We start from the raw sequence: 23,340 nt of genomic DNA, 5'->3' as shown, positions 1-23,340 counted from the left end.
CCACCGAATGCACGGCCCTCCCGATCGGGGAGCCGCTCCTCCACCACCACACCGCGGGCCAGCGACGTCCCGATCCGCTACGACTCTCGTGAGGACGGTCCCCATGGCTCCCGTTCAGCCCTCGCCCCGCGTCCCCGCCGTGCCGTTCATCGGCACCCCGTCCGCGCAGGGGATGTACGACCCGGCGGCCGAGAAGGACGCCTGCGGTCTCGCCATGGTCGCCACCATGCGCGGGACGGCCGGGCACGACATCATCGACGCCGCGCTCGACGCGTTGCGCAACCTCGAGCACCGCGGCGCGGTCGGCTCCGACGCCGGCACCGGCGACGGCGCGGGGATCATCACCCAGATCCCCGACGACTTCCTGCGCGCCGTCGCGGCCGTCGAGCTGCCCCCCGTCGGGCAGTACGCGGTCGGCAACGCCTTCCTCCCCGTCGACGTCTTCGAGCGCGAGCGGGTCAAGTCGACCATCGCCGAGCTGGCGCGGGAGGAGAACCTCACCGTCCTCGGCTGGCGCTCCGTCCCGGTGCAGCCGGACGAGATCGGCACGCTCGCCCGCGCCGCCATGCCGGCGATCGAGCAGCTCTACGTCTCGAGCGAGCTGACCGACGCGGCCGGCGTGCCGCTGGCCGGCCTCCGCCTCGACCGCCTCACCTTCCGCCTGCGCAAGCGCGTCGAGCGCGAGCTCGAGGTGTACTTCATGTCGCTCTCGAGTCGCACGCTCGTCTATAAGGGCATGGTCACCACGCTCCAGCTCGAGCCGTTCTACCCCGATCTCTCGGACGAGCGCTTCACCTCGAAGCTCGCGCTGGTGCACTCCCGCTACTCGACCAACACCTTCCCGTCCTGGCCGCTCGCGCAGCCGTTCCGGATGATCGCGCACAACGGCGAGATCAACACGGTGCAGGGCAACCGCAACTGGATGCGCGCGCGCCAGTCGCAGCTGAAGAGCGCCGAGCTCGGCGACCTCTCGCCGCTGTTCCCGATCGTCTCGACCGGCCGCAGCGACTCCGCCTCGTTCGACGAGACCGTGGAGCTGCTCACGCTCGCCGGCCGCTCGCTGCCGCACGCGATCATGATGATGGTGCCGGAGGCGTGGGAGAACCAGGCCGCCGCGATCGACCAGAAGCGCCGCGCCTTCTACGAGTACCACTCGATGCTCATGGAGCCGTGGGACGGCCCCGCCGCGATCGTCTTCACCGACGGCGACCTCGTCGGCGCCACGCTCGACCGCAACGGCCTGCGCCCCGGCCGCTACGTCGTCACCGATGACGGCCTCGTCGTGCTCGCCAGCGAGATCGGCGTCCTCGACATCGACCCCGCGAAGATCGTCCGCAAGGGCCGCCTCCAGCCGGGCCGGATGTTCCTGGTCGACACCGAGCAGGGCCGCATCGTCGAGGACGAGGAGATCAAGGCGCAGCTCGCCGACTCCGGTCCCTTCGACGAGTGGCTCGACAAGGGCCGCATCAACCTCAAGGACCTGCCCGAGCGCGAGCACATCGTGCACACGCCCGCGTCGGTCAACCGCCGCCAGCGGACCTTCGGCTACACCGAGGAGGAGGTGCGGCTGCTGCTGCTGCCGATGGCGAAGGCCGGTGCCGAGCCGCTCGGCGCGATGGGCTCCGACACGCCCGTCGCGGTGCTCTCCAAGCGCCCGCGACTGCTGTTCGACTACTTCACCCAGGCGTTCGCGCAGGTGACCAACCCGCCGCTCGACTCCATCCGGGAGGAGGTCGTCACCTCGCTGCGCCTCGGCCTCGGCCCGGAGCGCAACCTGCTCTCGGCCGGCGCCGAGCACGCCCGCCAGGTCGTCCTCGACTTCCCGGTGATCGACAACGACGAGCTCGCCAAGATCCAGCACATCGCGCCGCGCCCGCTCAGCCACATCACCACGACGATCCGCGGTCTCTACCGCGTCGACGCCGGTCCCCGCGCCATGCAGGACCGTCTCGACGCGATGTGCGCCGAGGCCGACGAGGCGATCGCCGCCGGAGCGCAGTTCCTCGTGCTCTCGGACCGCGACTCCACCAAGGACCTCGCGCCGATCCCCTCGCTGCTGATGCTCGCCGCCGTGCACCACCACCTGATCCGCACCGAGAACCGGATGCGCGTCGGGCTGGTCGTCGAGGCCGGCGACGTCCGCGAGGTGCACCACGTCGCGACGCTGATCGGCTACGGCGCCTCCGCGGTGAACCCGTACCTCGCGATGGAGACCTGCGAGCAGCTGGTGCGCAGCGGCATGATCTCGGACCTCTCGCCCGAGAAGGCCGTCAAGAACGTGATCAAGGCGCTCGGCAAGGGCGTCCTCAAGATCATGTCCAAGATGGGCATCTCGACCGTGTCCAGCTACGCCGGCGCGCAGACCTTCGAGGCCGTCGGCCTCAGCCAGGTCTTCGTCGACCAGTACTTCACCGGCACCGCCTCCAAGCTCGGCGGCATCGGGATCGAGGTCGTGGCCGAGGAGAACGCCGCGCGCCACCGCGCCGCGTACCCCGAGGACGGCGCGGTCGTCGCGCACGAGCGCCTCGCGGTCGGCGGCGAGTACCAGTGGCGCCGCGACGGCGCGCCGCACCTCTTCAACCCGGACACCGTCTTCCGGCTGCAGCACTCCACGCGCAACCGCCGCTACGACGTCTTCCGCGAGTACACCAAGATGGTCGACGACCAGGCGCTCTCGCTGATGACGCTGCGCGGCATGTTCACCCTCGACACGGAGGGCCGCACGCCCGTCCCGATCGACGAGGTCGAGTCGGTCGAGTCCATCGTCAAGCGCTTCTCCACCGGGGCGATGAGCTACGGCTCCATCTCGCCGGAGGCGCACGAGACGCTCGCCATCGCGATGAACCGCCTCGGCGCCAAGTCGAACACCGGCGAGGGCGGTGAGGACACCGAGCGACTGCTCGACCCCGAGCGACGGTCCGCGATCAAGCAGGTCGCCTCGGGCCGCTTCGGCGTCACGAGCATGTACCTGACGCACGCCGACGACATCCAGATCAAGCTCGCCCAGGGCGCCAAGCCCGGCGAGGGCGGACAGCTGCCGCCGACCAAGGTCTACCCGTGGATCGCGCGCACCCGGCACGCGACCGCGGGCGTCGGCCTGATCTCGCCGCCGCCGCACCACGACATCTACTCGATCGAGGACCTCAAGCAGCTGATCTTCGACCTCAAGCGGGCGAACCCGAAGGCGCGCATCCACGCGAAGCTCGTCAGCCAGTCGGGCATCGGCGCGGTCGCGGCCGGCACGGCCAAGGCCCTCGCCGACGTGATCCTCGTCTCGGGCCACGACGGCGGCACCGGCGCGAGCCCCGTCAACTCGCTCAAGCACGCGGGCACGCCGTGGGAGCTCGGCCTCGCCGAGACCCAGCAGACGCTGATGCTCAACGGCATGCGCGACCGCGTCGTGGTGCAGGTCGACGGCCAGATGAAGACCGGCCGCGACGTCGTCATCGGCGCCCTGCTCGGCGCCGAGGAGTTCGGCTTCGCCACCGCCCCGCTGATCGTCGAGGGCTGCATCATGATGCGCGTCTGCCACCTCGACACCTGCCCGGTGGGCGTCGCGACGCAGAACCCCGAGCTGCGCAAGCGCTTCAACGGCAAGCCCGAGTTCGTCGTCAACTTCTTCGAGTTCATCGCCCAGGAGGTGCGCGAGTACCTCGCCCAGCTCGGCGTCCGCTCGATCGACGAGATCGTCGGCCACCGCGAGCTGCTCGACGTCAACCGCGCCATCGAGCACTGGAAGGCGAGCGGGCTCGACCTGACGCCGATCCTGGTCGGCCCGGTCTTCCGCGCCGAGGAGCCGCGCCGCCACGGCCGCGCGCAGGAGCACGAGCTGGAGAAGCACTTCGACAACGAGCTGATCCGCCTCGCCGCGAACGTCCTCGACCACCGCGGCACCGTGGTGATCGACCGTGAGATCAAGAACACCGAGCGCGCCGTCGGCACGATGCTCGGCCACGAGGTGACCGTCCGCTACGGCGAGAACGGGCTGCCGGCCGACTCCATCACCGTGAACCTGCGCGGCTCGGCCGGGCAGTCGCTCGGCGCGTTCCTGCCCGCGGGCATCACGCTGCGCCTCGAGGGCGACTCGAACGACTACGTCGGCAAGGGCCTCTCCGGCGGTCAGATCGTGGTGCGGCCCGACCGCCGCAGCACCTTCGACGCGTCGGCGAACGTCATCGCCGGCAACGTCATCGGCTACGGCGCGACCCAGGGCACGATGTTCATCCGCGGAATGGTCGGCGAGCGCTTCCTGGTCCGCAACTCCGGCGCCACGGCGGTCGTCGAGGGCGTGGGCGACCACGCGCTCGAGTACATGACCGGCGGGCTCGCCGTCATCCTCGGCGCGACCGGCCGCAACCTCGGCGCGGGCATGTCCGGCGGCACCGCCTACATCCACGACCTGAGCCGCGAGCTCGTCAACCGCGACGCGATCGCCACCGGCGAGCTGACGCTCTCCGAGCTCGGCAGCGCCGACGTGGAGATCCTGCGCGACCTGCTCGAGCGGCACGTGGCCGAAACCGAGTCGACCCTGGCCCAGGGGATGCTCGACGATTTCGACGGAACCGTCTCGCGTTTCGTCAAGGTACTGCCCCGCGACTTCGCCGCGGTGCTCGCGACGCGAGCATCCGCCGTCGAAGAGGGGCTCGACCCCGACGGCGACGTCGTCTGGGGACGGATTCTGGAGGTGACCGGTGGCTGATCCCAAGGGATTCCTGAAGGTGCAGGACCGGGAGCTGCCCAAGCGGCGCCCGGTGTCCGTGCGGCTGATGGACTGGAAAGAGGTGTACGAGCAGGGCGACACCGCCGTGCTGCGCCGGCAGGCCGGCCGCTGCATGGACTGCGGCATCCCGTTCTGCCACAAGGGCTGCCCGCTCGGGAACCTGATCCCCGAGTGGAACGACCTGATGTGGCGCGGCGAGGGCCGTCAGGCGATCGAGCGCCTGCACGCGACCAACAACTTCCCGGAGTTCACCGGCCGTCTGTGCCCGGCGCCCTGCGAGTCGTCCTGCGTGCTCGGGATCAACCAGCCCGCGGTCACGATCAAGCAGATCGAGGTCTCGATCATCGATCAGGCCTTCGGCAACGACTGGGTGCAGCCGCACCCGCCGGAGCGCCTGACCGGCAAGACGGTCGCCGTCGTCGGCTCCGGCCCCGCCGGTCTCGCCGCCGCGCAGCAGCTCACGCGCGCCGGGCACACCGTCGCGGTCTACGAGCGCGACGACCGCATCGGCGGCCTCCTGCGCTACGGCATCCCCGACTTCAAGATGGAGAAGAAGCACCTCGAGCTGCGCCTGAACCAGATGAAGGCCGAGGGCACCCGCTTCCGCGCCGGCGTCGACATCGGCACGGACATCACCTGGGACGACCTGCGCGCGCGCTACGACGCCGTCGTGGTCGCCACCGGCGCGATGGTCCCGCGCGATCTGCCGATCCCCGGCCGCGACCTGGCCGGCGTGCACTTCGCCATGGAGTACCTGGTGCAGTCGAACCACGCCATCGCCGGCGACCGCGTCTTCGAGCAGATCTCGGCCGAGGGCAAGCACGTCGTCGTCCTCGGCGGCGGCGACACCGGAGCCGACTGCATCGGCACCGCGCACCGCCAGAAGGCGGCCTCGGTCACCAACCTCGCGATCGGCACGCAGCCCCCGTCGCAGCGTCCGGACAGCCAGCCCTGGCCGATGGACCCGACCGTCTTCGAGGTCGCCAGCGCCCACGAGGAGGGCGGGGAGCGCGTCTACCTCGCCTCCACCGTCGAGTTCCTCGCGAACGAGGTCGGCGAGGTCCGCGCCGTGCGCGTGGCCGAGACCGAGTACCTCGACGGACGCCGCGTGCCCAAGGCGGGCACCGAGCGCGAGATCCCGGCCGACCTGGTCCTCCTGGCCCTGGGCTTCACCGGCCCGGAGTCGGAGCACCTCGCCGGCCAGCTCGAGGTCCCCTTCACGGACCGCGGCAACGTGGTCCGCGGCGACCGCTTCGAGACCAGCGTCCCGGGCGTCTTCGTCGCCGGGGACGCCGGCCGCGGCCAGTCGCTGATCGTCTGGGCGATCGCCGAGGGCCGCTCCGTCGCGGCCGAGATCGACCGCTACCTCGAAGGCACCACCCAGCTGCCCGCGCCCGTCGGGCCCAACGACCGGGGCTTCACGCTCTAGTCCCACGGACGCGATAGTCTTCGCGCGCCAGCTTCACAGCTCACCCTCCCCGCTATCGACGCGCCCTCGGGCGCAGAACAACGGAGCACCCCCTCAATGAGACGAGCGAAAATCGTCGCCACCCTCGGCCCGGCAACGTCGTCGTACGAGACCATTCGTGCGATCATCGACGCCGGCGTGGACGTGGCCCGCATGAACCTCAGCCACGGCAGCTACGACGTGCACGAGGGCATCTACCGCCTCGTGCGCAAGGCCGCCGAGGACTCCGGTCGCGCCGTCGCGATCATGGTCGACCTGCAGGGTCCCAAGATCCGCCTCGGCAAGTTCGAGGGCGGTCCGTACCCCCTCGCCGAGGGCGACGTCTTCACGATCACCACCGAGGACGTCCTCGGCACCAAGGAGCTCTCGGGCACCACGTTCAAGGGCCTGCCCGACGACGTGAACCCGGGCGACATGCTCCTGATCGACGACGGCAAGGTCGCGGTCCGCGTCACCGCCGTCGAGGGTCCCCGCGTCATCACCGAGTGCGTCGTCCCCGGCAACATCTCGAACAACAAGGGCATCAACCTGCCCGGCGTCGCGGTCAACGTGCCCGCGCTGTCGCAGAAGGACGAGGACGACCTCCGCTGGGCGATCCGCCTCGGCGCGGACATCATCGCGCTCTCCTTCGTGCGCAACGCCAGCGACATCGTCCGCGTGCACGAGATCATGGCGGAGGAGGGCCGCAAGGCTCCCGTCATCGCCAAGATCGAGAAGCCGCAGGCGGTCGACAACCTGCAGGAGATCATCGACGTCTTCGACGGCATCATGGTCGCCCGCGGCGACCTCGGCGTCGAGCTGCCCCTCGAGGCCGTGCCGATCGTGCAGAAGCACGCCGTCGAGCTCGCCCGCCGCTGGGCCAAGCCCGTCATCGTCGCCACCCAGATGCTCGAGTCGATGATCGAGAGCCCGCGCCCCACCCGCGCCGAGGCCTCCGACGTCGCCAACGCCATCCTCGACGGAGCCGACGCGGTCATGCTCTCCGGCGAGACGAGCGTCGGCGCCTGGCCGGTCGTCACCGTCCAGACCATGGCCCGCATCGTCGAGTCGACCGAGGAGCACGGGCTCGAGCGGATCCCCCCGCTCGGCAGCAAGCCGCGCACCCAGGGCGGCTCCGTCACCCTCGCCGCCGCCGAGGTCGCCGAGTTCGTCGAGGCCAAGTTCCTCTGCGTCTTCACCGAGTCCGGCGACTCCGTCCGCCGCATGACGCGCCTGCGCCACGGCATCCCGATCATCGGCTTCACCCCCGAGCCCTCGGTCCGCCGCCGCATGGCGCTCAACTGGGGCGTCCAGTCCTACGTCACGCCCCGCGTGAACCACACGGACGCCATGTTCGCCCAGGTCGACGCCGTCCTCCTCCGCGAGAACCTCGCGAAGGCCGGCGACACCGTCGTCGTCGTCTCCGGGTCGCCCCCCGGACGCGCCGGCACCACCAACGACATGCGCGTGCACGTCGTCGGCTCCTCCAGCTCCTCCGAGCCGGTGGAGAACTGGGACCACTGAGTTCCTGCAGAAGGGCCCGGTCGCTGTCGCGACCGGGCCCTTCTGCGACGGACTCCTCGTTCCTCGTCGTCCGTCGGCGGTCGGCTTCTCGACGGGTCGCGCTGGCAAGGGCCGGTCGCGTTCCGGGTACGACGATCCGCTGGCACGCGGATCGCCGGTGACCCTGCGGAGCGGCGGCCGGTCTGCAGGGGTGGCGACCCCTCCGGGGCGCCACGCTCCGGAGCGGGGGTGGGTGCTTCCGCTCCTGCTGATCGAGCAGCCGCGCAGCGGCCCCAGCACGCTGGTCGAGTAGCCCCGCAGCGGCCCAGCATGCTGGTCGAGTAGCCCCGCAGGGGCCCCAGCATGCTGGTCGAGTAGCCCCGCAGGGGCGTATCGAGACCCACCACCGCATGAACGTCGGCCTCTTCCCCGCCCTGCGCTGGCGCCGAAGGCGCCCCCTCCGCTCGATACGGCCGCTCCGCGGGCTACTCGATCGGCATGCACGCGCCCAACGCTGCGGTGCCGATCCTCGGGGGCGTCGCCGCCGTCCAAGGGCGGCTGCGGGCCGCGCTAGCGTGGGGGCATGCGACTCGGCGTGCTCGACATCGGCTCCAACACGGTCCATCTGCTGCTCGTCGACGCGCACCCCGGGGCGCGGCCCGTGCCGTACCGGTCGCACAAGCGCAGCCTCGCGCTGGTCGCCCACCTCGACGCCGCGGGCGACATCACGGAGGAGGGACAGCGCGAGCTGATCTCCTTCGTCGCGGAGGCGCACGAGGTCGCTCGCCGCCACCGCGCGGAGGACCTGCTCGCCTTCGCCACCTCCGCGATCCGCGAGGCCGGCAACGGCGCCGCGGTGCTCGAGCGCGTCCGCACCGAGACCGGCGTGCACCTCCAGGAGCTCGGCGGCGAGGCCGAGGCGTCCGCGACCTTCCTCGCCGTGCGCCGCTGGTTCGGCTGGGGCGCCGGCTCGATCCTCGACCTCGACATCGGCGGCGGCTCGTTCGAGCTGTCGATGGGCGTGGACGAGGTCCCCGAGCTCGCCGTCTCGGTGCCGCTCGGTGCCGGCCGCGTCACCCGCGACCTCCTCGACGGCGACCCCGCCTCCGCCACGAGCGTCAAGGCCGCCCGCCGGCACGCCCGCGAGGTGCTCGCCGAACCCGTCCGCGCCTTCCTCGCCCTCGGCACCCCCGACCTCGTCGCGGGCACCTCGAAGACCTTCCGCTCCCTGGCCCGGATCACCGGCGCCGCCCCGAGCGCGGCCGGCCCGCTCGCCCGCCGGGAGCTGCACCTCGTCGACCTGCGGCTGTGGTCCTCCCGCCTCGCCGCGATCAGCGCGGCCGACCGCTCGGCGCTGCCCGGCGTCTCCGCACTCCGCGCCCCGCAGCTGCTGGCCGGCGCGCTCGTCGCCGAGGCCGCCATGGAGGCGCTGCACGTCGAGACGCTCGTGATCTGCCCGTGGGCGACCCGCGAGGGGCTGATCATCCGCCGCTTCGAGCTCCTCGACGCGCAGCTGCAGCGCGAGGAGCCTCAGCTGAGCGTGATGCTGTAGGAGAAGGCGCGCTGCTCGCCCGGGGCGAGCACGAACTGCCGCGGCTTGTCGACGATGTCGCCGTCCCAGCCCTCCGGCGTCGGCACGCTCCGCCACGGCTCGATGCAGACGAACGGCGCGCCGACCGGCTTCCAGACGCCGACGACGTCGAAGTCGCCGCTGTCGACCGCGATCGAGCGCGCGCCGTCGGCCTCGAGGGTCAGCGTGCGCCGGCGCGGCTCGTCGAAGATCAGCACGCCCTCCTCGAAGTGCGCGTCTTCCACCGTGAGCACGCCGTCCTCGAGCGGTGCCGGGTGGCGCTCGGCGACGAGGAGGTTCTCGGGAGCGCGGCGGAAGCCCTCCGGCTCGGGCTGCGCGAAGCGGATCCGGTGCTCACCGGTGGCCCCGGGCAGCGGCAGAGCGAACGCCGGGTGGTTGCCGACCGAGGCGCCGAGCGGCTCCGTGCCGCGGTTCTCGACGGTCTGCGTGATCCGCAGCGTCGATCCGGTCACCGCGTAGGCGATCAGCAGCGACCAGTCGAAGGGGAACACCGCGCGGGTCGCGTCGTCGCTGCGCAGCCGGAAGACGGCCTCGTCGCCACCGACGCCGGCCAGCTCGAAGACGCGGTCGCGCGCGAAGCCGTGCTGGCCCATCGGGTAGTCGCGGCCGTCGTGGTGCAGGGTGTCGCCCGGCAGCCGCCCGATGATCGGGAAGAGCACGGGAGCGTGCCGGCGCCACTCGGGGCCGGCCTGCCAGAGGTACTCGCGGCTCTCGGTGTCGCGGAGGGAGGTCATCTCGGCGCCCGCGGTCGTCAGCGCCACACGCAGCTCGTCGCTGCCGATCGCGAGGACGGTGGGCTCGGGGGAGTCGTTGCTGCTCATCCTCCGATTCTGCCGCTGACCCGGGCCGGCGCGGGGACCGGCGCCGCACCGACCGCGGATCGGTGTCGGACCGGCGTGACAGCATGGGGCGATGCCTCCCGAGAAGTCCGCCGCCTCCTGGCGCGCCCGCGTGGGCGAGCTCAGCGGCGGCGAGCCCGGAGAGCCGACTCCGACCCTCACGCCGATCGGCCTGCAGTTCGAGCTGCGCCGCCTCGTCCGGCGTGCCGACGACCCGTGGCGCGCGCCGACGAGCGAGCGCGTGACCGCGGCGACCTACGACCCCGCCGAGCGCGACGACCACCGTCTCGCCACCCGCCCGGTCGTGCCCGGCCGCGGTGGCGGCTGGAACCGCTCGACGCTGACCTGGAAGTCGCTGAACTTCCAGACTCACCGGCTCTCGCTGGATCCGGCGCATCAGCGCTGGTTCGCCGAGTTCGCCGCGCTGCACCGGGCCACCCGCACCGTGCACCTCGGTCAGGACCCGGACTGGATCCACCTCGACGACTACGAGAGCCCGCTGCTCTGGCGCCTGCTCGAGCAGGCGGAGGGCCTGCGCATCCCGCTGCTGACCACCGGCACGGGTGCTCTCGCGCGCTCCGCCTCGGCGCACGTCGCCCTGGTCGCGTCCGAGCTGGCGGGCGCCCTGGAGCTCACCCCCGTCCTCCGGCTCGACGTCGGCGAGCGCCCGCTCGAGGCCGCCAGGCCCATCGCTCGACACGGCGTCTACCTGGTGGAGTCCGGCGACCCGACCGCGCTGCTGCTCGCGCCGACCCCGCAGCCGCTCGACGACGAGGAGCTGCGGCTGCTCCGCCATCCCGAGCCGACGAGCGTCCCGGCGGAGGACGTCGCCGAGTTCCTGGCGGAGCACCTGCCGACCCTGCGAGGCCGCGTCGCTGTGCGGGGCGCGGACGCCGGGATGGAGCTCGATGAGCCCGAGCCGCCCCGGCTGGTCTGCACCGTCTCGTTCGAGCCGCGCCGCGTCGTCCGCGTCGGCTTCCACTGGCGGCGCAGCCCCGACCGGGCGCGCGAGCTCGACGGGGGCGGGGACGACGTGCTCGAGGACTCGATCCTCCGCCGCGCCCGGACCGTCCTGGCAGCCGCGCAGTCGGACGTCGTCCCCGACGTCGACCGGCCCGCGGTCCTGCGCGGCGCGGCGGCGGCGGTCTTCGTCGTCGAGCAGCTGCCGCTCCTCGAGGGCGTCGGCGGCGTGCGGATCGAGCGCGAGGGCAAGCAGCCCGACTACCGGCTGCTGAACGGGCCGCTCACGCTCACGCTGACCGCGGCGGACACCGAGAGCGCCGACTGGTTCGACCTCGGCGTCGTCGTCACGATCGGCGACGCGAGCGTCCCCTTCGGCCCGCTGTTCCGCGCGCTCGCGAACGGCGGCGACCGGATCCGGCTCGTGGACCACTCCTACCTCTCGCTCACGCACCCGGGCCTCGACCGGCTCCGCGAGCTGCTGCAGCGCGCCGACGAGCTGGAGGAGTGGGAGACCGGCCCGCGGATCGGCCGGCACCAGACCGCGCTCTGGGAGGAGCTGGACGAGCTCGCCGACGCGAGCACCGCCTCCGACGCCTGGAAGGACGTGCTCGAGAACGCTCTGGCGGCCGGAGCGCCGGTCGACGTCGAGCCGCCGGCCGGCCTCACCGGAGAGCTGCGCTCGTACCAGCGCGAGGGCTACTCCTGGCTCGTGCACCGCCACCGGCACGGGCTCGGCGGGATCCTCGCCGACGACATGGGGCTGGGCAAGACGCTGCAGACCCTCGCGATGATGCTGCAGGCGGTGGAGGAGGCGCGCGCCGCCGGAGTCCGCGCGGCGCCGTTCCTCGTGGTCGCGCCGACCTCGGTGCTGCCCGGCTGGCTCTCGGAGGCGGCCCGATTCGCCCCGTCGCTCCGGGTCGCGGCGGTGACCAGCACCCGGGACGGGCGCGGCGACACCCTCGCCGCCCTTCCCGGCGATCTCGACGTCGTGGTCACCAGCTACGCGGTGCTCCGCCTGGCCGGCGAGCAGTGGGCCGAGCGGGAGTGGTCGGCGCTCGTCCTCGACGAGGCGCAGTTCGTGAAGAACCCGTCCTCGCAGGCGCACCGGGCCGCCCGCGGCGTCGGCGCGCCGATCACCCTCGCGCTCACCGGCACGCCGCTCGAGAACTCGCTCGACGAGCTGTGGGCGGTCCTCGCGCTGACCGCGCCCGGTCTCCTGCCGTCGCTCCGCCGCTTCCGCGAGGAGTTCACCCGCCCGATCCTGCACGCGGACGAGCCGGTCGGCATCGTCTCGCCGGACCTGTCGGCGGGGCGCACGGTCTCGCACTCCGAGGGTGCGCGGCGGCGCCTCGACCGGCTGCGCCGACGGATCCGCCCGTTCCTGCTGCGCCGGACGAAGGAGGCGGTGGCGCCCGAGCTGCCCGAGAAGCAGGAGCAGACCCTCGAGGTCACCCTCGCCCCGAGTCACCGCGTGCTCTACGACGGCTACCTGCAGCGCGAGCGGCGGAAGCTCCTCGGGCTGGTCGACGACCTCGACCGCCAGCGCTTCACCGTGTTCCGCTCGCTCACGCTGCTCCGGCTGCTCGCCCTCGACGCCTCGCTGGTCGATCCCGCGTACCGGCACGTGCCCTCGGCCAAGCTCGACGCGCTGATCGAGCAGCTCGACGACGTGCTGGCCGAGGGGCGCCGGGCGCTCGTCTTCAGCACCTTCACCTCGTACCTCGAGCGGGCGGCCGAGCGGCTGCGGCGGCGGGGGATCCCGTTCGTGCAGCTCGACGGCTCCACCCGCGATCGGGGTGCGGTGATCGAGGAGTTCCGCTCCGGAGCCGCGCCGGTGTTCCTGATCAGCCTGAAGGCGGGCGGGACCGGGCTCACGCTGACCGAGGCCGACCACGTCTTCATCCTCGACCCCTGGTGGAATCCGGCAGCCGAGGCCCAGGCGGTGGACCGCGCGCACCGGATCGGCCAGGAGCGCCGGGTCAACGTCTACCGGCTGGTGGCGAAGGACACGATCGAGGAGAAGATCGTCCGGCTGAAGGAGCGGAAGGCTCGGCTGAGCACCGCCGTGCTCGACGAGGGCGAGCTGTTCGCGCAGGCGCTCACCGCCGACGACCTGCGGGAGCTGCTGGGGGAGTGAGGCGGGCCGGCACCTCCTGGCGTCATCCGAGGACCTCGGACGACCCCAGCGGCCCGGGCGCCTCATGCGCTGTAGCACCCCTGGCGGAGTGAGGGAAGAGACGGTCGCACCCAGGATCCGAGCGCAGACTCGATGGATGAGTCGACGCCGTCCCCGCCCCCGCCCCGACTGGGTCGCCGCCCTCGAGACGGGCGACGACGCGGGCCTCTTCGGCCCCGGCAGCGCCGTCTGGGCCGTGAACGGCGCGATGCCGACGATGGTCGCCGGCGTCCGCGCGCTGCTGATGCAGACGCTGCACGCGGGCGCGATGGCCGGCGTGCACGACCACTCCCGCTACCGCGAGGACCCGATGGGCCGCCTCGACAACACCGTGCGCTGGGTGCTCACCACCAGCTTCGGCGACACCGCCACCGCCTCCGGAGCCGCCCGCTGGGTGACCGGCGTGCACGAGCGAATCGTCGGCACCTACCAGGACGCCGCCGACGTCGAGCGGCACTACTCGGCCCAGGATCCGCGGCTGCTGCTGTGGGTGCACGACGCCTTCACCGACGCCTTCCTCGGCGCGCACCAGCTGTGGGGCGGCCCGATCCCGGGCGGCGCCGACGCCTACGTCCGCGAGTGGGCCGCATCGGGCCGCCTGCTCGGGGTCGAGAACCCGCCCGAGAGCGTCGCCGAGCTGCGCGAGCAGCTGGCCGGGTTCGCGGGCGAGCTGCGTCCCGACGAGCGCGTGCACGAGGCGGTCGAGTTCCTCCGGACGGTGAAGCTCCCCGGGGAGGCCGGCGTGATCTACCCGCTGCTCTTCGCCGGTGCCACCGCCTCCCTGTCGCCCGAGGTGCGCCGCCTCCTCGGCCTCCGCCGCCCGTGGTGGCCCGCGATCACCGCGACCCGCCTGCTGATGCGCTCCCTCGAGCTCTACCTCGGCCGCGTCTCGCCCAGCGAGCGCGCCGCGCGCACCCGCCTCGGCCGCCTCGCCGCGACCCGCACCGCCGCGAGCTGACCGCGGTCTCGGACTCCGCCGTTCTGCCGCGGCCCGTTCCGCGCACCTCCGGCTCGCGGAATCGCTCCCGGCACGCCGGAACCGCTCGTTCCCGCGTGCCGAAGCCGGTTTCGCGAGCCGGAGGTGGCGCGCGGAGCAGCCGACTGCCCGTTCGGCTCGCAGAATGACGTCCGGCACGTCGGATCGGCTCGTTCCCTCGTGCCGAAGCCGGTTTCGCGAGCCGGAGGTGGTGCGGCGAGTGGTCGCGTACCCGTTCGGCTCGCGGAATCACGTCCGGCACGTCGGACCAGCTCGTTCCCGCGTGCCGAAGCCGGTTTCGCGAGCCGGAGGTGGTGCGGCGAGTGGCCGCGTACCCGTTCGGCTCGCGGAATCACGTCCGGCACGTCGGACCAGCTCGTTCCCGCGTGCCGAAGCCGGTTTCGCGAGCCGGAGGTGGCCCGGAGAGCGGCCGGGCGCACGTTCGGCTCGCCGAATCACGTCCGGCACGCCGAATCACGTCCGGCACGTCGGAACTGCTCGATTCTGCGTGCCGAGGCCGATTGCGAGTGCCACAGGTGATGGCGCGAGCAGCCGTGCACGCCTCCGGCACGCAGAAACGCGTCGGGCACGTCGGATCCACCGGATCCCGCGTGCCGAACCGCTTCTCGCGAGCCGGAGCCGACCGCCGCACCAGTTCTCCGGGCTTTCCGAACACCTGTCCGGGAAGTGGTAGACTGCCGGAGATGTCTTCCGCTCGAGCCGCCTCTCCGCACGGAGTGGAGGCAGCCGTCACCCCGGGGTCCGCGTCGGCCGATCCGCGCACGCGCCGCACCCGCCGCCGGGTCTTCGACGCGGTCGAGCGGCTCGTCATGCAGACCGACGGCGGCCGTGCCGAGGGCATCGCGGTCAGCGACATCGTCCGCGAGGCCGGCATCAGCCGCAGCTCGTTCTACTCGCACTTCGAGGACGCGGCGGCCGTCGCCTCCGCCCTCCTCCGCGAGGACCTCGTCGTCGCGGACGTCGCCGCTCCTGACCCCGCGGACCGCACCGGCGCCCGCGCGCTCCGGCGCGGCTACGTCCGTCTCGTCGACCGGCTGGTCGACCGGCACGCCTTCCACGCCCGGCTCCGCGCCCGCGCCTCGGCCCGGGTCGCCTCGGACGACGCCGTCCTCGACACCGTGCTCGCCCTCCACCGCGAGGTGCTCGCCCGAGTCGACGTCCCCGCCGGCGTCGATCCCGAGCTGATGGCGACCTTCGCGGCCGGCGGCCTGCTCGCCGTGGTCGGCGCCTGGCTCGCGGGCGGCCTCGACGGCACCGACGAGGAGCTCGTCGAGCAGCTCGTCGCACTCCTCCCGCCCTGGCTGGCCGACGCGCCGCTGCGGGCCCCGGACTCCTCCTCCCTCCCACCACGCCCCACGATGAAAGGCACGACATGATGACATTCGAGGTCGGCGAGACCCTGGTCTACCCGCACCACGGAGCGGTGACGATCACCGGGCTCGAGAAGCGCTCGGTCAAGGGCGTCGAGAAGACGTTCATGACGATGAACGTGCACACCAGCGAGCTCACGATCACCCTGCCCGTCGAGAACGCCGAGCTCGTGGGGGTCCGCGAGATCATCGACGACGCCGGCGTGCAGGCCGTCTACGACGTGCTCCGCAGCGACGTGGCCGAGGAGGCCAGCAACTGGTCGCGCCGGTTCAAGGCCAACCAGGAGAAGATGGCGAGCGGCAGCGTCTACCGCGTCAGCGAGGTCGTCCGCGACCTGTGGCGCCGCGAGCAGGCCGGCGGAGTCTCGGCCGGCGAGAAGCGCATGCTGCTGAAGGCCCGCCAGATCCTGGTCTCGGAGCTCTCGCTCGCGCTGAAGGCCACCGACGAGGAGGCCTCCGCGAAGCTCGACGAGGTCCTCGCCTCGGCGATCTGATCCGCCCCGACGGCGCGTCCACCCTCCGGGGCGGGCGCGCCGTCGGCGTCTCCGCGCCCCGGCTCGCCCCCGTCGTCAGCCGTCCTAGGCTGGTGGAGTCGGCCGGACGCGGTCGCGTGCAGGGGAGCGGACGGGAGCGCGGGTCGATGACGGCATCGGACGAGGCGACGAGCGCCGCCGCCGCGCTGCAGGAGCTGCTCGCACAGACCGTCGTCGAGCTCGAGCTCCGCGGTGTGCCCGATCAGGCCCTCGCCGAGCTCCGCCGGCCGCGCGCGATCCTCGGCTTCCGCCGCGCGCCCGTGATGGCCCCGGTCACCCGGGCCTGGCGACTCGGCGTCCTGCTGCTCGGGCACGACGGCGACGTCTTCGCGACCGGCTCGGTCACCCGCTCCGTCGCACCGCTGCACGCCAACAACCAGTCGGAGTCGCAGGAGGCGCGCCGGGAGATCCGCAAGGCAGCCTTCGACGGGCCCTTCCAGGAGGGCGAGATCGTCAACCACGGCTGGCGCCGCCTGGCGATCGACGCCGACAGCCTCGCCGACGGTCAGGAGCCGCTGTCGCTCCGGGGCGACCGGGTGGTGGTCCGCTGGGCACCCGGCCTGGGCGAGCAGGGCCTCATGCCGCTCGAGCGCTACCTCGCCGACCGGCTCGATCTGCTCGACGGGGCGTAGGAGCCGACCGCTCCGGCCGGCTCCTACGCGTCACCCCCTGTGTCACTCCGCCGCGTCAGTCCGCAGCGTCACTCCTCTTCGGCGACCGGGTGGAACCACGGCGGGTAGACCGCGACGCGGGGCGAGGCTCCGCTGTTCTCGAACATCGCCTTGACCTTGTTCTTCATGGTGACCGACGGCACGCCGACGACGGCGATCTCCTCGATCGGGAAGCGGTCCGGCACGAGCGCCTCGGCGCTGCGCAGCGCGGGCTCGTCGACGAGGAGCCGCGCGAAGGTGCGCACGAGAGCGTCTCCCTCGGTGAAGCGGGTGAGCACGTGTGACGCGTCGCCGTCGCTCAGCACGGGGGCGGAGGACAGCGAGCCGACCAGGACGACGAACTGCGACGCCGTGGTGGTGTGCGCGCGGGGCGACCAGTGCGGCAGGACGCGGTCGCCGCGGAGGTCGGCCCAGAGCGCGGCGTCGGGGGAGAGGAAGAACGGGACGTAGCCGGCGACGCTGACCCCGTCCTTGACCTGGACGGCGCGGCGGTGCTCGCGGGTCGTCTCGGCGCTGACGTCGACCGCGGGGCGGCCCTCGAGGTTCTGGTCGGCCAGGACGGCGCCGGCGGCGACGATCGCCTCGAGGTTGTCGAGGTGTGTCACGTGGTAGATGCGCTGTGCGGTGATGTCCACCTGCGGGAGCGGCTTCTCGCGGGCGGTGCCGCGGGCGGCGGCGCGAGCGGTGGCCGCGCGGGACGTGCCGGGCACGCGCACCGGAGCTCGGGTGCGGCCCTGCGGCTCGGGGAGCTTGGCGGGGGAGCAGACGTCGCAGAGAGCGATGTCCAGACCGTGGATGCATTCTTCGGGCACGCGTGTAATCCTTCTGCGCGCGGTCTCGGGATTCCGGCGCAAGGTCGACGTTACGCGACCGCGGCGACCCCGTGCCGTCCCGGCGGTGATCCGCGGACCTCCGACGTGCCCGGCCGCGCATCGCCTGGGAGCGGGAGAGGCGCCGCCGTCCGCCCGCGTAGCGTGGGCCGGATGAAGCGCACACCCCCCGCCGAGGGACAGGAATCCGTCTGGGACTACCCGCGACCGCCCAGGGTCGAGCCGACCGCCGAGCACGTCGTGGTCCGGCTCGGCGGCGTCGTCGTCGTCGACACCCGGGAGGCGTTCCGCGTCCTCGAGACCAGCCACCCGCCGGTCTACTACCTGCCGCGCAGCGCGTTCGCCGAGGGCGCGCTCGAGCCCGCCCCCGGTCGCAGCATCTGCGAGTTCAAGGGCGCGGCCTCCTACCTGACGGTCCGCGGCGGCGCAGCCGTCGCCGAGGCGGCCGGCTGGATCTACCCCGAGCCGATGCCGGGCTTCGAGCAGCTCGTCGACACGGTCGCGCTCTACCCGGGGCGGATGGACTCCTGCACCGTCGACGGGGAGACGGTGCAGCCGCAGCCGGGTGACTTCTACGGCGGCTGGATCACCTCCCGCGTGGTCGGCCCGTTCAAGGGCGCGCCGGGGACGATGTTCTGGTGACACTCCGGCGACTCCGGCGTAACGGCGGGTAACCGCCCGACGCGCCGCCCGCCTCCTCTGCCACGGTGGTGCCCACTGCCGGAGGGCGGGCACGAGGGAGGCGGATCATGGCACGGCACGGGCACGCGAGCGAGGACGGCTGGGGCTTCTCGACACGGCAGCTGCACGCCGGAGCGGTCGAGGACGCGTTGCACGCGCGGCGCACCCCGATCTACCTCACGGCCGGCTTCAGCTTCGACTCGTTCGACGAGGCGCGCGACCGCTTCGCCGGCGCGGACGGCTACACCTACACCCGGGTCGGCAACCCGACCACCGACGCCGTCGAGCGCCGCCTCGCCGCCCTCGAGGGCGGAGTCGAGGCGCTCCTGGTCGGCAGCGGCCAGGCGGCCGTCTCGGTCGCCCTGCTCGCGCTCGCCTCCGCCGGCGATCACGTGGTCGCCGCCGCGAGCCTCTACGAGGGCACCCGCAACCTCCTGCTGGAGAACCTGGCCCGCCTCGGCGTTGGCGCCACGTTCGTCGAGGACGCCGACGACCCGCTCGCCTGGGCCGCCGCGATCACTCCGCGCACCCGCGCCGTCCTGATCGAGTCGATCCCGAACCCGCGCAACGACGTGGTGGACGTCCGGCTCGTCGCCAAGGTCGCGCACCGCGCCGGCGTCCCCGTCGTCGTCGACAACACCTTCGCGACCCCGTACCTCCTCCGCCCGCTGGAGCACGGGGCCGACATCGTCGTGCACTCGGCGAGCAAGTTCCTGGCCGGCCACGGCGCCGTCATCGCCGGGGTGATCGTCGACGGCGGCCGCTTCGACTGGCGCACGCCGCAGTACCCGCACCTCGCCGCGGCGATCGAGCGCGGCGGCGACCCCGAGCACGCCTTCGCCGACTACGCCCGCCACGTGGTCGCCGGCCGGATGGGGCCGACCGTTTCGCCGCTCACCGCTTTCCTGCTCGAGCAGGGGCTCGAGACGCTGTCGCTGCGGGTCCGCCACCAGTCGCGCAGCGCCCTCGCCGTCGCGCGCTGGCTGGAGGAGCGGCCCGAGGTCGCGAGCGTCGACTACAGCGGACTCGCCTCCAGCCCCTCACATGCGCTCGCCCGCCGCCTGCTGCCGCTCGGGCAGGGCTCGGTCTTCTCCTTCACCCTGCACGGCGGGGAGGAGGCGGCGCGCCGCTTCTCGGACGCGCTCGGCGTCTTCACCCGGATGACCCACCTCGGCGACGTCCGCTCGCTCGTGCTGCACCCGGCCTCGACCACGCACGTCGGCCGCACGGCCGAGCAGCTCGCGGCCGCGGGGATCGGCCCCGGTCTGCTGCGGCTCTCGATCGGCATCGAGGACGTCGAGGACCTCCTCGCCGATCTCGAGCTCGGGCTGCGCGCCTCGGCCGTCCGGCCGCTCGTGCTGGCGGAGGCGTCGTGAGCCGGCCGCAGCACTTCGCCTGGTTCCTCTCCCGCGGCTTCGGGCCGCAGGCCTGGGGGCAGCCCGGCTGGGAGTGGGACCACTCCTGGACGACGGCCGAGGTCTACCGGCGGAGCGCCCGCGAGCTCGAGCAGGCCGGCTTCGACCTCGTCATCATCGAGGACGCGCTCTCGCTCGGGAACGCCGGCACCCTCGACCTCCGGATCCGCCGCGCCTACGGCGGACCCAAGCATGACCCGCTGCTGCTCGCGCCGTCGCTCTTCGAGGCCACGCAGCACCTCGGCGTCGCGCCGACCGTGAATCCGATGGCCTACAGCCCGTATCAGGCGGCGCGCCAGTTCGCCACGCTGCAGCACCTCAGCGGCGGCCGGCTCGGGCTCAACGTCGTCACCGACGTCGGCAGCAGCAGGCACTTCGGCCTCGAGCCGCTGCCGCACGACGGCGCCTACGACCGCGCGCACGAGTGGCTCGACTCCCTGCGCGAGCTCTGGCGCAGCTGGGACGACGGCGCGCTCATCCAGGACGAGGCGACCGGCCGCTTCGCCGACGGCGACCGGCTGCACGCCCTGCAGCACCGCGGGACGCACTACTCCTTCGACGGCCCGCTGAACGCGCTGCCGTTCGGCGCTGGATCCTCCACGGGGGCCGCCGCCGGCCCCGGCGAGCCGATCATCGTCTCGCCCGGCGGCTCGCCGCGCGGCATCGACTTCGCCGGCGCGCAGTCCGAGATCCAGCTGGCCCTCGCCTCGCTCGACACCGCGGCGGTGCGCGCCTACCGCGAGCGGGCCCGCGCCGCGGTCGCCGCGCACGGCCGGAACCCCGACGACCTGACGATCCTCTTCGTCTTCAAGCCGATCATCGTCTCGAGCCGGGAGGAGGCGCAGCGCCTCGTCGACGCCTCCGCGCACCCCGACGATGCGGCGCTGCTCACCGCGGCGGCCGCCTGGTCGAGCGACCTCGAGACCGACCTGACCGCGCTGGACCTCGATCGACCGATCGACCCGTCGGTCTTCGGCGAGCACGTCTCGCGCGGCAGCATCGCCGGCCTCTACGGCGGTGCCGACGAGGACGCTCCGCTGCGCGCCCTGCTCACCGCGAAGGCGCGGCTCGGGCTGATCGCCGACCGGAGCGGAGTGGTGGGCACGGCGGAGGAGGTCGCCGACTTCGTCCAGGAGCTCGGTGACGACGCGGACAACGACGGCTTCGCCTTCTCCGGCGACTTCCACCCGGTGACGCTGCACCGGATGCTCGACGAGCTGGTGCCGATCCTGCGCCGCCGCGGGATCCTGCGGCGGGAGTACCCGGGCAGCGGCCTGCGCGGGAGCCTCGCGGAGTTCTGAGCGGCTCGGCTCGCCGGTTCTCGCTAGGAGTCCGCCGCCGGCTCGGCGATCAGGAGCGCACGGGCCGCCTCGAGGCCGGACACCTCGAGCGCCCACTCCGGGCGGCGGAACGTCTCGGGCGTGACGCGGAACCGGATCTCCTCGACCGCCACTCCGTCGGCGCCGACCGTGCGCTGCGTCCCGTTGGGCTCGTAGCCCAGCCCCGTCGACACCCGGACCGACGCCGTGTTCCAGGCCAGCGCGCTGCTCTCCGCCACCTCCGCACCGAGGTGGTCGAAGGCGAGCAGGAGGGCCGCCGCCCGCATCTCCCGGCCGAGGCCGCGGCCCTGCGCCGCGCGCGTGAGCCACGAACCGGAGGAGACGGTGCGCCGCGCCGCGAACTCGTCGGCGAGCAGGTCCTGGCAGCCGATCACCGCGCCGTCCTCGACGATCGCGAAGGCGACGCGCCAGGAGTCCGGCCGCGTCGCCGCACGGAGCGACCACTGGTAGCGGGCGAGATCGGCGGGCAGCTGCTCGGCGGGCACCTCGGCCCAGGCCGCGGGGAACGGCGAGCGGCCGGGCTCGTGGATCCCGGCGACGGCGGCCGCGGCGAGGACCGGCAGATCGGCGTCGCGGACCGGGTGCAGCTCGAGGCGCGGCGTGCGCAGCACGAGGGAGAAGAGCGGCCAGGCCGCCGAGCGATCGTCCATCCGGCGAGGCTAGCGAAGCGGCGACGCGCGCGGGGCGCCTGCGGTACCGGTGGTGGGACTCGAACCCACAAGCCCTCTCGGACAGAGCATTTTGAGTGCCCCGCGTCTGCCATTCCGCCACACCGGCTCATCACGAGCCTGTCGAGAATACCGTAGGCTCTTCGGCGTGACAGACCAGGAAACTCCGCAGACCGCACCCCGTCGGGTCGTCGTCGCAGAGGACGAATCGCTCATCCGCATGGACATCGTGGAGATCCTCCGCGACAACGGCTTCGAGGTCGTCGGTGAGGCGGGCGACGGCGAGACGGCCGTGGCCCTCGCCACCGAGCTGCGCCCCGATCTGGTGATCATGGACGTGAAGATGCCCCAGCTCGACGGCATCTCCGCCGCCGAGCGCCTCTCGAAGGCGCACATCGCCCCCGTCGTCCTGCTGACCGCCTTCAGCCAGAAGGAGCTGGTCGAGCGTGCGAGCGAGGCCGGCGCGCTGGCCTACGTGGTCAAGCCGTTCACGCCGAACGACCTGCTGCCGGCGATCGAGATCGCCCTCTCCCGCTACGCCCAGATCCTCACCCTCGAGGCCGAGGTCGCCGACATGGTCGAGCGCTTCGAGACCCGCAAGCTCGTCGACCGGGCCAAGGGCCTGCTCAACGAGAAGATGGGCCTCTCCGAGCCCGAGGCGTTCCGCTGGATCCAGAAGGCGTCGATGGACCGCCGCCTCACCATGCACGACGTCGCGCAGGCGATCATCGAGCAGCTCAGCCCCAAGAAGTAGGGCGGCCGCGGCCCGAAGGCCGCGCCGTCACGGCCAAAGGCGGGTGCGCTCCCACGGGGAGCCGCCCGCCTCCGTCGTTCCCGCATCCGTCGTTCCAGCCTCCGTCGTTCCCGCAGCGTCCGTCGCGCTGTACAGCAGGCGGGTGTGGTCCTGCTCCGCCCTGGTCGAGCCCTGCCAGAACTCGATCCGCTCGGGCACCACGCGGTAGACGGCCCAGTCGCGGTCGAGCGTGGCGGGGGAGCAGGAGACGGCGACGCCGGTCTGCAGCGTCACCAGGTCGAAGTCCTCGGCGCGCTTCATCGGCTCGCTCTGCCGGCCGACCAGCAGCGCCGTGCGCGCGGCCTCTGAGCGGCGTTGGAAGTCCTTCTTCGACTCCTCGGCCGACGCCCGCTCGACGCGGCCCTCCACTCGGACCTGCCGGCCCTGCACCGGCCAGAAGAAGGTCAGCGCGGCGTGCGGATTGGCCGCCATCGCGCGCCCCTTGGGGCTGGAGGCGTGGGTCGAGAAGGCCCAGCCGGCGTCGTCGATGTCCCGCAGCACGAGCACGCGGGCCGAGACGGTCCCGTCGGCGTCCGCGGTCGACAGCGTCGCGCCGTGGGGGAGGAGCTGGCCGGCGTCCTTCGCCGCCTCCAGCCACTGCCCGAACAGCTCGACCGGGTCGGCCGGAGCCGCCTCCGCATCGAAGTCGGGCAGCCCGGAGGGCATGGACGGCAGGGAGCGCAGCAGATCGCGGAAGGTCACGCCCCGAGCCTAGGTCGCCCGCCCCACGATCGCGGGGGCTTGCGGACTCGTCCCGGCCTCCTCGTCCGGAGCGGCCGACCATCGACCTGCGCCGGCTCTGT

Annotated in this window: 17 protein-coding genes and 1 tRNA gene; 13 read left to right on the top strand and 5 right to left on the bottom strand. The window is 72.9% G+C overall.

Going from position 1 to position 23,340, the window contains the following annotated elements:
* The first annotated feature begins 103 nt into the window (after positions 1-103).
* The 4 genes from gltB (at position 104) to EDF22_RS09710 (ending at position 9,222) form a co-directional block, all read left to right on the top strand.
* The gene (gene gltB / locus EDF22_RS09725; RefSeq protein ID WP_123704360.1) at positions 104-4,699 is read left to right on the top strand and encodes a glutamate synthase large subunit; all 4,596 of its coding nucleotides are present in this window, start codon (positions 104-106) and stop codon (positions 4,697-4,699) included.
* The gene (locus EDF22_RS09720) at positions 4,692-6,149 is read left to right on the top strand and encodes a glutamate synthase subunit beta (RefSeq protein ID WP_123446240.1); all 1,458 of its coding nucleotides are present in this window, start codon (positions 4,692-4,694) and stop codon (positions 6,147-6,149) included. Before gltB ends, EDF22_RS09720 begins: the two co-directional genes overlap by 8 nt.
* 96 nt (positions 6,150-6,245) lie before the next feature.
* Positions 6,246-7,691: a pyruvate kinase gene (pyk, locus tag EDF22_RS09715; RefSeq protein WP_123446241.1), complete on the top strand. Its 1,446-nt coding sequence runs from the start codon at positions 6,246-6,248 to the stop codon at positions 7,689-7,691.
* A gap of 562 nt (positions 7,692-8,253) precedes the next feature.
* Positions 8,254-9,222 carry a Ppx/GppA family phosphatase gene (locus EDF22_RS09710; RefSeq protein WP_123704358.1) on the top strand — a complete coding sequence of 323 codons (969 nt, stop codon included), beginning with the start codon at positions 8,254-8,256 and terminating at the stop codon, positions 9,220-9,222.
* Here EDF22_RS09710 and EDF22_RS09705 read toward each other — a convergent pair.
* Positions 9,201-10,082 carry an aldose 1-epimerase family protein gene (locus EDF22_RS09705; RefSeq protein ID WP_123704356.1) on the bottom strand — a complete coding sequence of 294 codons (882 nt, stop codon included), beginning with the start codon at positions 10,080-10,082 and terminating at the stop codon, positions 9,201-9,203. The two genes, EDF22_RS09710 and EDF22_RS09705, sit on opposite strands and share 22 nt — an antisense overlap.
* A 91-nt stretch (positions 10,083-10,173) precedes the next feature.
* Between EDF22_RS09705 and EDF22_RS09700 the strand changes: the two genes are divergently transcribed.
* The 5 genes from EDF22_RS09700 to EDF22_RS09680 all read left to right on the top strand — a co-directional run bounded on the left by EDF22_RS09700 (position 10,174) and on the right by EDF22_RS09680 (position 16,771).
* Positions 10,174-13,200, top strand: a complete 3,027-nt coding sequence (locus EDF22_RS09700) for a DEAD/DEAH box helicase (RefSeq protein ID WP_123704354.1) — start codon at positions 10,174-10,176, stop codon at positions 13,198-13,200.
* Between the two features lie 136 nt (positions 13,201-13,336).
* Positions 13,337-14,197: an oxygenase MpaB family protein gene (locus EDF22_RS09695; protein WP_123704352.1), complete on the top strand. Its 861-nt coding sequence runs from the start codon at positions 13,337-13,339 to the stop codon at positions 14,195-14,197.
* A 722-nt stretch (positions 14,198-14,919) separates the two neighbouring features.
* Positions 14,920-15,612 (top strand): TetR/AcrR family transcriptional regulator, encoded by a 693-nt coding sequence (locus tag EDF22_RS09690; protein WP_148059170.1) that lies wholly within the window; start codon positions 14,920-14,922, stop codon positions 15,610-15,612.
* Complete coding sequence (locus EDF22_RS09685; RefSeq protein WP_123446565.1) at positions 15,612-16,100, top strand: CarD family transcriptional regulator; 489 nt, start codon at positions 15,612-15,614, stop codon at positions 16,098-16,100. The genes EDF22_RS09690 and EDF22_RS09685 overlap by 1 nt, the downstream gene beginning before the upstream one ends.
* A gap of 146 nt (positions 16,101-16,246) precedes the next feature.
* Positions 16,247-16,771 (top strand): hypothetical protein, encoded by a 525-nt coding sequence (locus tag EDF22_RS09680; protein ID WP_123704348.1) that lies wholly within the window; start codon positions 16,247-16,249, stop codon positions 16,769-16,771.
* Positions 16,772-16,839: 68 nt separating this feature from the next.
* Here EDF22_RS09680 and EDF22_RS09675 read toward each other — a convergent pair whose 3' ends face one another.
* Complete coding sequence (locus EDF22_RS09675) at positions 16,840-17,622, bottom strand: DarT ssDNA thymidine ADP-ribosyltransferase family protein (RefSeq protein WP_159422559.1); 783 nt, start codon at positions 17,620-17,622, stop codon at positions 16,840-16,842.
* A gap of 171 nt (positions 17,623-17,793) precedes the next feature.
* Between EDF22_RS09675 and EDF22_RS09670 the strand changes: the two genes are divergently transcribed.
* The 3 genes from EDF22_RS09670 to EDF22_RS09660 all read left to right on the top strand — a co-directional run bounded on the left by EDF22_RS09670 (position 17,794) and on the right by EDF22_RS09660 (position 21,037).
* Complete coding sequence (locus EDF22_RS09670; protein ID WP_123704344.1) at positions 17,794-18,282, top strand: DUF427 domain-containing protein; 489 nt, start codon at positions 17,794-17,796, stop codon at positions 18,280-18,282.
* A 107-nt stretch (positions 18,283-18,389) separates the two neighbouring features.
* Positions 18,390-19,697 (top strand): O-acetylhomoserine aminocarboxypropyltransferase/cysteine synthase family protein, encoded by a 1,308-nt coding sequence (locus EDF22_RS09665; protein ID WP_123704342.1) that lies wholly within the window; start codon positions 18,390-18,392, stop codon positions 19,695-19,697.
* Positions 19,694-21,037, top strand: a complete 1,344-nt coding sequence (locus EDF22_RS09660; RefSeq protein ID WP_123704340.1) for an NtaA/DmoA family FMN-dependent monooxygenase — start codon at positions 19,694-19,696, stop codon at positions 21,035-21,037. Before EDF22_RS09665 ends, EDF22_RS09660 begins: the two co-directional genes overlap by 4 nt.
* A gap of 23 nt (positions 21,038-21,060) precedes the next feature.
* Here EDF22_RS09660 and EDF22_RS09655 read toward each other — a convergent pair whose 3' ends face one another.
* Both EDF22_RS09655 and EDF22_RS09650 read right to left on the bottom strand, forming a co-directional pair.
* Entirely contained in the window at positions 21,061-21,726 is a 666-nt protein-coding gene (locus EDF22_RS09655; RefSeq protein ID WP_123704338.1) for a GNAT family N-acetyltransferase, read from the bottom strand.
* Between the two features lie 44 nt (positions 21,727-21,770).
* Positions 21,771-21,853, bottom strand: a tRNA-Leu gene (locus EDF22_RS09650).
* A gap of 39 nt (positions 21,854-21,892) precedes the next feature.
* Here EDF22_RS09650 and EDF22_RS09645 point away from each other — a divergent pair.
* Entirely contained in the window at positions 21,893-22,498 is a 606-nt protein-coding gene (locus EDF22_RS09645; protein WP_123446252.1) for an ANTAR domain-containing response regulator, read from the top strand.
* Positions 22,499-22,525: 27 nt separating this feature from the next.
* Here the strand turns inward: EDF22_RS09645 and EDF22_RS09640 are convergent, their stop codons facing one another.
* A complete protein-coding gene (locus EDF22_RS09640; protein WP_123704336.1) occupies positions 22,526-23,239 on the bottom strand; it encodes a pyridoxal 5'-phosphate synthase in 714 nt (237 codons plus the stop codon).
* Between the last annotated feature and the right edge of the window lie 101 nt (positions 23,240-23,340).

The organism is Rathayibacter sp. PhB127 (assembly GCF_003751665.1).
Classification (GTDB): domain Bacteria; phylum Actinomycetota; class Actinomycetes; order Actinomycetales; family Microbacteriaceae; genus Rathayibacter; species Rathayibacter festucae.
Note: the sequence above shows the minus strand (reverse complement) of the source record. Positions and strands in the feature narration are given on the sequence as shown.

What these genes read in the sequence shown, in the direction of transcription:
- EDF22_RS09700 (WP_123704354.1), top strand. Translation starts at nt 10,174, where the DNA reads ATGCCTCCCGAGAAGTCCGCCGCCTCCTGGCGCGCCCGCGTGGGCGAG.
- EDF22_RS09665 (WP_123704342.1), top strand. Translation starts at nt 18,390, where the DNA reads ATGGCACGGCACGGGCACGCGAGCGAGGACGGCTGGGGCTTCTCGACA.
- EDF22_RS09690 (WP_148059170.1), top strand. Translation starts at nt 14,920, where the DNA reads ATGTCTTCCGCTCGAGCCGCCTCTCCGCACGGAGTGGAGGCAGCCGTC.
- EDF22_RS09705 (WP_123704356.1), bottom strand. Translation starts at nt 10,082, where the DNA reads ATGAGCAGCAACGACTCCCCCGAGCCCACCGTCCTCGCGATCGGCAGC.
- EDF22_RS09680 (WP_123704348.1), top strand. Translation starts at nt 16,247, where the DNA reads ATGACGGCATCGGACGAGGCGACGAGCGCCGCCGCCGCGCTGCAGGAG.
- gltB (WP_123704360.1), top strand. Translation starts at nt 104, where the DNA reads ATGGCTCCCGTTCAGCCCTCGCCCCGCGTCCCCGCCGTGCCGTTCATC.
- pyk (WP_123446241.1), top strand. Translation starts at nt 6,246, where the DNA reads ATGAGACGAGCGAAAATCGTCGCCACCCTCGGCCCGGCAACGTCGTCG.
- EDF22_RS09710 (WP_123704358.1), top strand. Translation starts at nt 8,254, where the DNA reads ATGCGACTCGGCGTGCTCGACATCGGCTCCAACACGGTCCATCTGCTG.
- EDF22_RS09695 (WP_123704352.1), top strand. Translation starts at nt 13,337, where the DNA reads ATGAGTCGACGCCGTCCCCGCCCCCGCCCCGACTGGGTCGCCGCCCTC.
- EDF22_RS09655 (WP_123704338.1), bottom strand. Translation starts at nt 21,726, where the DNA reads ATGGACGATCGCTCGGCGGCCTGGCCGCTCTTCTCCCTCGTGCTGCGC.
- EDF22_RS09670 (WP_123704344.1), top strand. Translation starts at nt 17,794, where the DNA reads ATGAAGCGCACACCCCCCGCCGAGGGACAGGAATCCGTCTGGGACTAC.
- EDF22_RS09685 (WP_123446565.1), top strand. Translation starts at nt 15,612, where the DNA reads ATGACATTCGAGGTCGGCGAGACCCTGGTCTACCCGCACCACGGAGCG.